Annotated in this window: 13 protein-coding genes; 6 read left to right on the forward strand and 7 right to left on the reverse strand. The window is 39.1% G+C overall.

Annotated features, from left to right (window positions below; genetic code table 11):
* Positions 1-103: 103 nt before the first annotated feature.
* Both ACPT9C_RS06365 and ACPT9C_RS06370 read right to left on the reverse strand, forming a co-directional pair.
* Positions 104-1390: a restriction endonuclease subunit S gene (locus tag ACPT9C_RS06365; protein ID WP_050949126.1), complete on the reverse strand. Its 1287-nt coding sequence runs from the start codon at positions 1388-1390 to the stop codon at positions 104-106.
* Complete coding sequence (locus ACPT9C_RS06370; RefSeq protein WP_425625112.1) at positions 1383-3110, reverse strand: type I restriction-modification system subunit M; 1728 nt, start codon at positions 3108-3110, stop codon at positions 1383-1385. The genes ACPT9C_RS06365 and ACPT9C_RS06370 overlap by 8 nt, the downstream gene beginning before the upstream one ends.
* Positions 3111-3275: 165 nt before the next feature.
* On the opposite strand from ACPT9C_RS06370, the gene rbfA reads away from it, so the two are divergent.
* The 3 genes from rbfA to tyrA all read left to right on the forward strand — a co-directional run bounded on the left by rbfA (position 3276) and on the right by tyrA (position 5795).
* Entirely contained in the window at positions 3276-3662 is a 387-nt protein-coding gene (rbfA, locus tag ACPT9C_RS06375) for a 30S ribosome-binding factor RbfA (RefSeq protein WP_005628626.1), read from the forward strand.
* On the forward strand, positions 3662-4582 hold the full coding sequence (gene truB, locus ACPT9C_RS06380) for a tRNA pseudouridine(55) synthase TruB (RefSeq protein WP_118879929.1): 921 nt from the start codon (positions 3662-3664) through the stop codon (positions 4580-4582). The genes rbfA and truB overlap by 1 nt, the downstream gene beginning before the upstream one ends.
* A gap of 88 nt (positions 4583-4670) precedes the next feature.
* Complete coding sequence (gene tyrA / locus ACPT9C_RS06385; protein WP_050949129.1) at positions 4671-5795, forward strand: bifunctional chorismate mutase/prephenate dehydrogenase; 1125 nt, start codon at positions 4671-4673, stop codon at positions 5793-5795.
* Between the two features lie 34 nt (positions 5796-5829).
* Here the strand turns inward: tyrA and queF are convergent, their stop codons facing one another.
* From queF to ACPT9C_RS06410, 5 genes are all read right to left on the reverse strand, one after another.
* Complete coding sequence (gene queF / locus ACPT9C_RS06390) at positions 5830-6669, reverse strand: NADPH-dependent 7-cyano-7-deazaguanine reductase QueF (RefSeq protein ID WP_050949131.1); 840 nt, start codon at positions 6667-6669, stop codon at positions 5830-5832.
* 126 nt (positions 6670-6795) lie between these two features.
* Positions 6796-7581, reverse strand: coding sequence for a Zn-ribbon-containing protein (locus ACPT9C_RS06395; protein ID WP_050949133.1), 786 nt, complete (start codon positions 7579-7581; stop codon positions 6796-6798).
* Complete coding sequence (locus tag ACPT9C_RS06400; RefSeq protein ID WP_050949134.1) at positions 7572-7952, reverse strand: SufE family protein; 381 nt, start codon at positions 7950-7952, stop codon at positions 7572-7574. Before ACPT9C_RS06400 ends, ACPT9C_RS06395 begins: the two co-directional genes overlap by 10 nt.
* Positions 7949-9148 (reverse strand): cysteine desulfurase, encoded by a 1200-nt coding sequence (locus ACPT9C_RS06405; RefSeq protein ID WP_050949137.1) that lies wholly within the window; start codon positions 9146-9148, stop codon positions 7949-7951. The genes ACPT9C_RS06400 and ACPT9C_RS06405 overlap by 4 nt, the downstream gene beginning before the upstream one ends.
* Positions 9138-9644: a thermonuclease family protein gene (locus tag ACPT9C_RS06410; protein WP_050949138.1), complete on the reverse strand. Its 507-nt coding sequence runs from the start codon at positions 9642-9644 to the stop codon at positions 9138-9140. The genes ACPT9C_RS06405 and ACPT9C_RS06410 overlap by 11 nt, the downstream gene beginning before the upstream one ends.
* Before the next feature lie 114 nt (positions 9645-9758).
* Between ACPT9C_RS06410 and ACPT9C_RS06415 the strand changes: the two genes are divergently transcribed.
* The 3 genes from ACPT9C_RS06415 (at position 9759) to ACPT9C_RS06425 (ending at position 12372) form a co-directional block, all read left to right on the forward strand.
* Positions 9759-10181, forward strand: coding sequence for a CidA/LrgA family protein (locus tag ACPT9C_RS06415; RefSeq protein WP_038439755.1), 423 nt, complete (start codon positions 9759-9761; stop codon positions 10179-10181).
* A 17-nt stretch (positions 10182-10198) separates the two neighbouring features.
* Positions 10199-10894 (forward strand): CidB/LrgB family autolysis modulator, encoded by a 696-nt coding sequence (locus ACPT9C_RS06420; RefSeq protein WP_005652869.1) that lies wholly within the window; start codon positions 10199-10201, stop codon positions 10892-10894.
* A gap of 122 nt (positions 10895-11016) precedes the next feature.
* Complete coding sequence (locus tag ACPT9C_RS06425; RefSeq protein ID WP_050949140.1) at positions 11017-12372, forward strand: anti-phage deoxyguanosine triphosphatase; 1356 nt, start codon at positions 11017-11019, stop codon at positions 12370-12372.
* Positions 12373-12451 lie beyond the last annotated feature (79 nt).

The following is a 12451-nucleotide window of genomic DNA, read 5'->3' on the forward strand; positions in this document are numbered from 1 at the left end:
ATTAAAGTAGAAAGCCAAAATGCAAATTACCCTCGAACCAACCCCTCTTTAGCAAAGAGGGGGAGGGGAGATTTGGCAGAGGTGAAATCAACCTCGTGAGTAATTAAATTTCCCCATTCAATAATCTAAGCAATAATAAATCTCTTATTTCAGATAGCTTCTTATTTTCAATAGAGTTTGATAAGATCTTTTCAAAAATAGAAACAACTTTGTTTTGGAAAATATCAATAATTTCTTTTGATGGTGTAATTATCTCTATTTTAGAGAATGTGCTTGTGTTTAAATTTAAAGTTGCACTGCCACCACTTGCCAAATCTTTTAGATATTTCGTCATTGATGACTGTTTTAACGATAAATATAAAAATTCAGAGGTTTGTTCATCGTTTGGAATAATTGAATTAATTTGCTGGTTTGTATGAGATGGCTTAGATGTCATTGAAACCAATCCGACCGTAGCAATACAACTTACACAAATGCTTTTTGGTGGAATATATTTTTTAGATTGAGAATTTGCACCAGATAAACTCAAGTTATCTGTTGTTTGAGTAATAAATGCTTGATTATGCATATCTGGAATCTTAATAAATGGCACTTCATTACCATAATATTCTTTGTTGGATTTTGATGGTGTTTTCCCACAGATAATTTGACCTAAATCTGATAAGGCTTTCATCTCCCACCCCTTCGGCACTTCAACCCCATCAACTTCTACCATCTCACACGGAAACGCTTTGGCGGTTTCGGCTAATTCGGCGTAGCGGTCAGGCTGTGTTTGTGAAAGTGCGGTCAGTTCTTCGGGTGTTTTTCCGCTGATTGCCTGCATGGCTGCCAGTTCGGCTTGTTCAAGGCTAAGGCCGTCTGAAAGGGCTTGGACTTTGGCACGTACGGGATCGAAATCGATAAACCAACTTTTAAACAGCGCTTGGACGATTTGTTCTAAGGTTTGATTGATTTGGGTATTGAGTTGGATTTTTTGGTCAAGATTTCCTAAGATGTTGGCAATTTCTTTTTCTTTATCAATTCCCAAATCTGAAATTAAAATGCTTGATAAATGGTTTCGATTTAATGTAGGAACACCGGTTCCTACATTAAAACTTGTGAAATCAATACTTTTTAATAAGTAATAAATAAATCTGGGATAATGTCCTTTGAAATCTTTTACATATAATGTTGTATTTAAAGGGAAAAAATCTTTTTCAATATATTGTCCACCACCAATACTTCCGCTTCTTCCAATTACAACTCCAGGTGCTTTAACTTTAATTTCATTGTGATAACCAGCAATCCCTGTTGAAGCAACAACGGGAACACTTCCTGAAATTCTTTTGTTACTTGGTAAATCAAATCCACGCTGTAAAGTTATAAATTCATTTAATGGAATTTTACTCATACCCCAATCTCCCTAAATTCTTCTTAATCTCCGCTTCCAATTCCGCACTTTTCGCAAATTGCTCCTTCAAAAGAGCGGTCAGATTTTGCATTTTTTCTGCAAATGGTACGCCGTCGTCTTCTTGTTCTGCGGTGCCGACGTAGCGCCCCGGTGTGAGGACGAAATCGTTGTCTTTAATTTCTTCTAAAGTAGCGGATTTGCAGAAAGCGGCTTGGTCTTCATAGCCTGCTGATTGTTGCCAAGCGTGGAGGATGTTGGCAATTTTGGCGATGTCGTCAGCGGTGAAATCACGCAATACGCGGTCTTTCATATAGCCGATTTGGCGGGCGTCGATAAATAACACTTCGCCTTGACGCTTTTTGTTGCGGTTTAAAAACCAAATACAGGCGGGGATTTGGGTGTTGGTGAAGAGCTGGCCGGGCAGGGCAACCATACATTCCACCAAGTCGGCATTGATGATGGCTTTGCGGATTTCGCCTTCGTTGTTGGTTTGGCTGCTCATTGAGCCATTGGCAAGCAACAATGCCATTTTGCCGTTGGGCGAGAGGTGGTAAATCATGTGTTGTAGCCAAGCGAAGTTGGCATTGCCTTTGGGCGGTGTGCCGTATGCCCAACGTGGATCATCGGCAAGAGATTCGCTCCACCAATCGCTGATATTAAATGGTGGGTTTGCCATAATGAAATCCATCTTTTTGTCGATGTGTTGTGGCTGCGTAAAGCTGTCGGCGTTGTGTTTGCCGAAGTCGTAATCAATGCCGCGAATCGCCATATTCATTGCAGCGAGTTTCCAAGTGGTGGGGTTGAATTCTTGCCCGTAGATGGACACGTTGTTGATGTTGCCTTGATGGGCGGTGATAAAGCGTTCGGTTTGCACGAAAAAACCGCCACTGCCCATGGCTGGGTCATACACTCGTCCTGAATAGGGTTCGAGCATTTCGACAATCAAGGAAACAATGGATTTCGGCGTGAAATATTGCCCACCTCGTTTGCCTTCTGCTTGGGCAAAGCGACCGAGGAAGTATTCGTAAACGTGACCGAGAATGTCTTTTGCACCTAAATGCACGGGCTCGCCGTTGTAAGTCGGACGGGTAAAATTAGTATCGGAGAAGAGGATAATCAGCCCGCGCAGGGTGTCTTCGTTTACGGCATAGCCGCTGATGCGTTGGAGGACGCCTTTGAGTTTTTCGTTATCTTTTTCAATAGCATCAAAGGCATCATCAATCAGTTTGGCGACGCCTGAGAATTTTCCACCCCAAGGCAATTCTGCCCCAGTGTTGAGAATAGAGACTTCTTGTAAGGCTTGCCAACGTGCAGAAGCTGGCACCCAAAATACGTTATCCGCGGTGTAATAATCACGGTTTTCCAGTTCAGCGGTTAAGGCTTCTTGATACTCTTCTTCAGTATCAAAAAAAGTGCGGTCAAGATAGAGTGGATTTCCAGGTGTGGAGAGTTCCGCCTGAATTTTTTCTTGTTGATGGGTGAAACTATCGGAAATGTATTTTAAGAAGATGAGACCAAGAACGATATGTTTATAATTGGCGGCATCAAGTTGTTGGCGGAGTTTATCAGCAGATACCCAAAATTTTTCATCTAATTCATTTAAAAATGCTTGTTGTAATACGTGATTTTCATCGACAATCTTGGTCGTCTCGTCTCGTCTCGTCTCGTCTCGTCTCGTCTCGTCTCGTCTCGTCTCGTCTCGTCTCGTCTCGTCTTGCATAAATTATGCCCTCTGTAAAGTGATTTTTATCGGAAGTTTGAATATTCAAACAAATTATCAGGTGTCATTTTATCGAAAAACAGTATCAGGTTGAAAGGGATTTTTGCGTGCTAAATCCAATGATTTCCAGTAGAATGGGGCGATTATTATAAATAAGGAATAACTATGGCAAGAGAATTTAAACGTAGCGATCGCGTCGCTCAAGAAATACAAAAAGAAATAGCAGTCATTTTACAACGCGAAGTGAAAGATCCCCGTATTGGGATGGTGACGGTTTCTGATGTGGAAGTGTCGAGTGATTTATCTTACGCAAAAATCTTCGTGACTTTTTTATTCGATCACGATGAAACGGCAATTGAGCAAGGTATGAAAGGCTTAGAAAAAGCATCGCCTTATATTCGTTCGCTGCTAGGCAAAGCGATGCGTTTACGTATCGTGCCAGAGATTCGTTTTATTTATGATCAATCCTTAGTGGAAGGGATGCGTATGTCAAATCTTGTGACAAATGTTGTGCGTGAAGATGAGAAAAAACATGTTGAGGAAAGCAACTAATGTCTAGACCTCGTAAACGCTTGCGTGATGTTGATGGAGTGTTTTTGTTGGATAAACCACAAGGCATGTCATCAAATGACATTATGCAAAAGGTAAAGCGTTTATTTCAAGCGAACAAAGCTGGGCATACTGGCGCACTCGATCCGTTGGCTACGGGAATGTTGCCGATTTGCTTGGGTGAAGCAACTAAGTTTTCACAATTTTTGCTTGATGCAGATAAGCGTTATCTTGTTACGGCAAAATTAGGCGAACGTACCGATACTTCCGATGCGGAAGGGCAAGTGGTGGAAACTCGAGAAGTTAATGTTAAAACTCAGCAAATTTTGACCGCACTTGAACAATTTCGTGGTGATATTTTGCAAGTGCCGACAATGTTTTCTGCGCTAAAACATAACGGTAAACCGCTTTATGAATATGCACGACAAGGTATTACAGTTGAGCGTGAGGCACGCCCAATTACGATTTTTGAACTCAATTTTATTGAATATAACGCGCCTTTTTTAACCTTAGAAGTGCATTGTTCAAAAGGCACTTATATTCGCACCTTAGTAGATGATTTGGGTAAAGTGCTAGGTTGTGGCGCACATGTGACAATGTTACGCCGTACAGCCGTAGCGGATTACCCCATAACGGAAATGATGCCAATTGATGAGTTACAATTGCTTGCTGAAAGTTTTCCGTTAAGTGAATTGGATCGTCTATTACTGCCAACCGATACCGCAGTAAGTAAATTATCCGCTTTGCATTTGGATACAGAGCAGAGTAAAGCCATTGGTTTTGGTCAGCGAGTGAAATTTGCTAACGAACAGCAATTAAGCGGTCAAGTGCGGTTATTTTCAGCGGAGAATTTATTCTTAGGCGTGGCATTGATCGACGGGAATATTATTCGCCCACAACGCTTAATCACACAATCTGCATAACTTAATTGCCTTTCTTATAAAATTCTAGTAATCTCCCTGTAATTAATTTTTTACAATATATGTAAGATAAACATTACAGGTGAGTTTTATGGAAGCCCTTAAAGATTTACGTTCTGAAATTGATTCGCTTGATCGCGAACTTATCCAACTTTTTGCTAAACGTCTTGAGTTGGTTTCTCAAGTCGGTAAAGTTAAACATCAACACGGATTACCTATTTATGCGCCAGAGCGTGAAATAGCAATGCTCCAAGCACGTCGTTTAGAGGCTGAAAAAGCAGGCATTTCAGCAGATCTGATTGAAGATGTTCTACGCCGTTTTATGCGTGAATCCTATGCCAATGAAAACCAATTTGGCTTTAAAACCATCAATCCTGATATTCACAAAATTGTTATTGTGGGCGGTTATGGTAAATTAGGTGGCTTATTTGCCCGCTATTTACGTGCATCTGGCTATCCAATTTCTATTTTAGATCGCGAAGATTGGACGGTGGCTGAAAGTATTTTAACGAATGCTGATGTCGTGATCGTTTCCGTCCCCATTAATCTCACCTTAGAAACAATTGAACGCTTAAAACCTTATTTAACGGAAAACATGCTACTTGCAGATTTAACCTCTGTTAAGCGTGAACCGCTAGCGAAAATGCTTGAAATCCATACTGGTGCTGTTTTAGGTTTACATCCAATGTTTGGGCCAGATATTGCAAGTATGGCAAAACAAGTAGTTGTGCATTGTGATGGCCGTTTCCCCGAACGTTACGAATGGTTACTTGAACAAATTCAAATTTGGGGCGCAAAAATTTATCAAACCGATGCCACAGAACACGATCACAATATGACTTATATACAAGCCTTGCGCCATTTTTCGACTTTTGCGAATGGTTTACATCTTTCTAAACAGCCCGTTAATCTTGCTAATTTATTATCGCTTTCTTCTCCTATTTATCGCTTAGAACTTGCGATGATCGGTCGTTTATTTGCGCAAGATGCAGAGCTTTACGCAGATATTATTATGGATAAACCAGAAAATTTAGCGGTAATTGAAACGCTAAAACAAACTTACGACGAAGCCTTAACTTTCTTTGAAAATAATGATCGTCAAGGTTTTATTGATGCTTTCCACAAGGTGCATGACTGGTTTGGCGATTATTCCGAACAATTCTTAAAAGAAAGCCGTCAGTTATTACAACAGGCAAATGATTTGAAGCAAGGGTAGGGAAAGTGCGGTGAAATTTCACCGCAATTTTCTTTTACTGTCTCGCCAATCTTAAATTTTCAGGTAAATTCTCAAAATTAGAACGGAATGGATTAATGTCTAATCCGCCACGACGAGTATAGCGCGCGTAAACGGTGAGTTTTTCTGGTTTTGCGTAGTGCATTAAATCACAGAAAATACGTTCGACACATTGTTCGTGGAATTCATTGTGTTGGCGAAACGATACAACGTAACGTAATAGTTTTTCGTGATTGATTTTTTTACCAATATAGTGAATATGTAACGTTCCCCAGTCTGGCTGATTGGTAATCAGGCAGTTGGATTTTAGCAAATGGCTGACTAATTTTTCTTCGACAATTTCATCAGATACGCAATTTTTCAGCCAATCAGCGTTAAATTCGTAGCTGGTAATTTCAATATCTTGTTCATCAATGCAATCGCCTTGTAAATGATCAATTTTTTGAGAATCATAAACTGCCACTGGATTTAACCGCACTTTTACATCGCCTTGCGCACATTCGCTTAAATCGCCTTGCATAGTTTGTTGAACGGCGTTGAAGTCGGCAAATTTGCTTTGGTTGAAGCTGTTTAAATAAAGTTTAAAACTTTTTGACTCAATCAAATTTTGGCTTTGGTAATCCAGATAAATGTCTGCGATAGCCACTTGTGGCAAGCCTTTTTCGTTGAGCCAAGAGATTTCATAAGCCGTCCAAATATCGGCACCAATGGTAAAAGGCTGGTTTTGGGTAATGCCCAATCCATCGCGATTTAACGCGCGTGGCACAGGCTGTAATAAAGTGCGGTCATATTGAGAAGCGTATTCCGTTTTTTGACCTAGTTTTAAGGATTTTAAGCTGTTGTCTTGGTAATTCATTTATTTTTCCTTTATATGTTAAACAATAATTTTGCTTTCCCCTGCTTGCGGGGGAAGGTGGCGCGAAGCGTCGGAAGGGGGATAAGACTTTATCATTCCAACAGAGAGTTGAGGCTTCGACTTAAATTACAAAAAATTCCACGATAGATTCGAAACTAACCGACAGGTATCGCATTTAAAATGAAAGGTATCAAAAATCGCGTTTTTTAACGCCCAATTTGCACCACAAGAAGGGCAGCAACGGGATTTTTCAGATTCTAAAGATTGCCCACCTACACGATATAAATAATAGTAAGTCGGTATGCCAGTTTCTTTTTCTATTTCTTGAGCTAAATAACGCCCATGTTTTGAAAGTGTGCTTTGATGATCCGAAATTTCTGCCAAAGATTGTTGTTCTAATATCGCACCATTCATTTGTAATTGATCGCAGGCTTGCCAATTTTCTTGCCATTTAATCAGATCTTGGCTTAAGTGCGGTTGATTTTTCAACTGTTTATACAAAGGGATTGGTGCGAAATTTTCTCCGCTATGAATCGGCGAGCAACTTTGTAAATGGGTTGTGTAAAGCACTTGCCAAGCGGGCGACGCATTTTCTGCCGTTTGATCTGAATTGAAATCATCGCCCACAAGTTGAAAACCATCAAAAATTACACCGCACTTTTCTGCTTCTTGTAATGCTAAATTCACTTCTGCGTTATTATTTTGCGGGAAAAGACTATCTTGCTCAGGGCAAATGACACGCATAGCAAAGCCTTGTGCGCCATCTTCTTCGGCTAAATATAAAGGAATTTCACGCCCTATAATTTGCCCGTTATACCGCCATTGATCGATCACCGCATTAAGTAAACGGCTTTGTGATTCAATGTTATTTTCGACTGCAGTCAGACGAAAATAGGTTTCGATTAAATACATAAATTTTTTAATTGCTGTCCGATTTGGTTTAAGCCGTTTAAACGTGTTTCGCTTAAACGTTGTGAAATGCCGAGCTCGCTAAAAAAGGCAGTAGTATCAAATTTATTCAATTCATCCGCTGTTTTACCATTGATTTGATTGAGTAAAATCCAAAGCAAGCCATTCATAATTCTGGCTTCGCTAAATCCGTTGAATTGAAAAGTGCGGTCATTTTTAGGCATAATTTGAAACCACATTTGTGCTTCGCAGCCAGTAATAGGTTGCATTTGAGCAAGTTCATCATCGCTTGGGCGAGATAAATTTTTGCCAGCTTGAATAATCAGGCGATAGCGATCTTCCCAATTTTTAGCTTGTTTTAATTGTTCTATCATTGTAATAAATCCAGTGCTTTATCTAAGGCAGTAAAAAATGCCTCTAAATCTTCCTGTGTATTATAAGGAGCAAAAGACAGGCGCAATGTGGTGCGTTCGCCTAAGCGTGCTAAATAAGGTTGGGCACAATGTTCGCCCACACGAAGCGCAATATTTTGTTCGCTTAAAAGTGTAGAAAGATCAGAACAGTCAATGCCGTCAAATATAAAGCAAACAACGGTGCTTGGTTGAGGTGAGTTGAATAATCGGCAATTCTCGTAAGATTTTAACCGCACTTTGACGGATTCAGACAAAGATATAGCGTTCTGTTCTGCTGCGGTAAAATCCCATTTTTGTAGCCAATTCAGTATGGCATTAAAGCCAATAACCCCAGCAATATTGGGTGTGCCAGCTTCTAAACGATAAGGCAATTCGGCAAAAGTAATACGATTATTTGATACGCGATCAACCATTTTTCCACCGAAAAAGAGCGGTTGAAGTTGAGAAAGTGCGGTCAATTTTCCTGTTAAAACGCCAAGCCCATTTGGGCCATAAATTTTATGGGCAGAAAATGCGAGGAAATCGGCATCTAAATCTTGTAAATCAATTTTAATATGACTAATCGCTTGTGCTGCATCCACTAAAACCAACGCATGACTATGTTTTCTAATAAGTTGAATCAGGCGTTTAATCGGCTGTTCTGTGCCAGTGACATTTGAAACAAAATTCAGCGCAACGAGTTTTGTTTTTTCAGAAAGGGCAGAAATAAGCGCATTTTCATCAATTAGCCAATTATCTAAAATCGGCAAAACTCGAATTTTTGCACCGCACTTTTTCGCCGTTTCGTGCAAAGTAACAAAATTAGCGTGATGATCTGCTTGGCTAATCAGAATTTCATCTTCTGTGTTTAATTGCGGCAGCAATCCATTTGCCACTAAGTTTATTGCGTGAGTTGTACCCGAAGTCCAAATAACAGCACGTTTATCTTCTGCATTAATTAATTCTTTAACTTGTGTGCGAGCCTGTTCATATTGCGCAGTTTGGGCTGCATCATATTGACTACGATGCACTGAACCTGCAGAAGCATAAAATTCAGCGGTGCGATCAATTAACACTTGAGGTTTCAACGCGGTGGCGGCGTTATCTAAATAAACAACCGCATCTTCACGTTGGAAATAAGGAAATGCTTGACGGAAAGTTTGAACATCAAAAGCCATATTTATTTTTCTCCTGTCTGCGCCATTGACTTGGTTCAATTGGATTATTGTCCGCCCAAAGACCAATTTGTTTGGCTTGTGCATTTTCTTGTGCATTTTCTTGTGCTTGAAGATAAATCGGATCGTGAGAATATTGTTTATAAGCCCAAGCCATACCCTGTTTAACCATTTCTAAATTAATATTTTTATCTTGATAATAAACAATCGCCAATGTGCGTTTATAGCGATCTTTTCCTTTTTGCGCAAGGCGTACATTTTTTTGATAAACCAGATCAGACAAGGTTTTTTTCGATTTTTGCCCAAAGGCTTGGGATTTTTCTGGTGCGTCGATCTCGGCTAAACGAACTTTAATGGATTTATTACCTTTAGTGAGGCAAGTGAGCGTATCGCCATCACTAATTTTAACCACACGACAGGTATTTTTTTCGCGAGAACAAGCAGAAAGTGCGGTAAAAATAAGTAATAAACTCGTCAATAGTATTTTTCGATTTATCATTTGCAAAGTTTTTGATCTAAGTCTGGTTATTTTACCGAAAAAATGGCTCAAGTTAGCAAAAAAAAGCGTAAAATAATTTTGAAATATTATGAAAATAGTTGAAAAAGGTTGTATATGATTCAAAAATTATTTTTATTAGTTCGTTCTTTGGTCATTTTATCCATTATGTTATATCTCGGAAATCTTATTGCTTATTACATTCCAGCTGGCGTTCCGGGAAGCATTTGGGGATTATTGCTACTCTTTTTAGGTTTAACAACACGAGTAATTCATTTAAATTGGATTTATTTAGGTGCAAGTTTGCTAATTCGTTTTATGGCAGTGCTTTTTGTGCCAGTGAGTGTGGGAATTATCAAATATTCTGATTTATTGAGAGAGCAAGTTAATATTTTGCTTGTTCCTAATATTGTGAGTACTTGTGTCACGTTACTTGTTATAGGATTTTTCGGTCATTATTTGTATCAGGCGCAATCTTTTACACATAAACGCAAAAAAGTAATGAAACATAGAGAAAATCAAGTAAAACAAGCGAATTAGTATGTTAGGAAAGTTATATGCAGCAGTACATTATTTATTTTTATACATTTTTGACTATTTTTGGATTTTGGCTCGCACTACAAATTAGTAAACGTTGGAAGTCAATGATTTTTAATACTTTTGTTTTAACAGTATTAATTTTGGCGGCGATTTTAGTGATAGGTAAGATTCCTTACGATGATTATATGGCAGGAAATGCGCCTATTAATAATTTACTTGGCTTGAGTATCGTTGCTCTCGCATTGCCTCTTTATGAACAACTTCGTCAAATTGCCAAACAATGGAAAATTATTCTTTCAACGGTGGTTATAGCTTCTTTTTTAGCGATGTTAAGTGGTGGACTTTTAGCATTTCTTTTAGGCGCAACGCCCGAAATGATCGCAACAGTTTTACCTAAATCCATCACAACGCCTATTGCGATGGAGGTTTCTCGTCATTTAGGCGGCATTCCAGCCGTAACTGCAGTTGGTGTTGTGGTTGCAGGTTTGCAAGGATCGATATTTGGTTATCTTGTATTAAAAAAATTAGGTATTAAACATCAAGAAGCCATTGGGCTTTCTGTTGGTTCGGTTTCTCACGCACTTGGTACAGTAAGCTGTATGGAAACTAATCCAACTGCAGGCAGTTACAGTTCGATTTCTCTCGTGCTTTGTGGGATTATTAGTTCTATTCTTGCTCCATTTGTATTTAAGCTGATTTATTTCTTTGCTTAAATATCAATAAAAATTCAACCGCACTTTATTCATTCTAGATTTTGTTTGTTCTAGATAAAGTGCGGTTGTTTTTTACGCTGAATGGTTAGATAATGCAGAAAAACTAAATAAAACAAAGCGATATGAAATTACTTACTGTTAATTCTTCTTGGGCAGAACGTTTTCTACCCGATCCTCCACGCGAAAAAGATAATCGTCCACCATTTCGTCGCGATCGTGGGCGAATTTTACATTCTGCCGCCTTTCGTTGCTTACAAGCGAAAACCCAAATACACGCAATTGGCGAAAATGATTTTTATCGCACTCGCTTAACCCATTCTTTGGAAGTGGCTCAGATTGGCAGTAGTCTAGTTGCTCAGTTGAAATTTGTAGAAACCTTTGAAAGCCTTTCGCAAACATTAAATATTGATAAAAACGAGTTGCAAAAACAATTAAAACCTTTATTGCCAAGTAACGATCTTATTGAGAGTTTGTGTTTTGCTCATGATATTGGGCATCCGCCTTTTGGGCATGGTGGCGAAACGGCATTAAATTATATGATGGCAGAGCTGGGCGGTTTTGAAGGCAATGCACAAACCTTTAGAATTTTAACGAAACTTGAGCCTTACACTGAAAATGCAGGGATGAATTTAACGCGCCGAACACTATTGGGTGTAGTGAAATATCCCGCGTTGTTAGATGTGGCATCGCCTCAATATGCAGAACTTAATTTTTCTCGCAATATTGATCCGCGTTTTGTGCGTATTCACGATTGGATTCCTGGAAAGGGCATTTTCCGCGATGATTTAAAAATGTTTAATTGGTTGCTGGAAAATCTTTCTGAAAATGACCGCACTTTATTTGGGAAATTTAAAAAAGTGCGGGAAAATCCTGCGGAATTTTTACAGACGAGCTTTAAATCTTTGGATTGTAGCATTATGGAATTGGCAGATGATATTGCCTATGGTGTACACGATTTAGAAGATGCCATTGTAACTGGCGTGGTAAATCCACATCAATGGCAAGCAGCACATGCTGAATTAAAACAAATTCCCTCTACTTGGTTGCATAAAAATATTGATTCAATTAGCCAACGACTTTTCTCTGATAAACATTTTGAACGCAAACAAGCGATTGGTGCATTGGTAAACTTTTTTATTACTAATGTGCGGTGGAAATTAACGGCAAATTTTGATGAACCTTTGTTACGTTATAACGCAGAGCTGCCACCTGAAGTGATTGCTGCACTTGGTATATTTAAAAAATTCGTTTGGGATTATGTTATCCGTAATGTGGATACTCAGAGAATTGAGTATAAAGGGCAGAGAATGCTGACAGAAATGTTCCAAATTTTTGAATCTGATCCAGAGCGTTTATTACCAAGAAATACGGCAAATCGTTGGCGTAATGCCCCTGAAGAAAGGAAGAAGCGGATTATTTGCGATTATATTGCAGGCATGTCAGATGCACACGCATTGCGGGTATATCAACAACTTTGATTTAAGAGAGAATCCCATTGAATTGATGGGATTTTTTATGTAAACCGTATAGAATAGTGCGGTTAATTTTCACTGAATT

Source organism: Haemophilus sp. HN_Hi16 (assembly GCF_049823435.1).
GTDB classification, from domain to species: Bacteria; Pseudomonadota; Gammaproteobacteria; order Enterobacterales; family Pasteurellaceae; genus Haemophilus; species Haemophilus influenzae_D.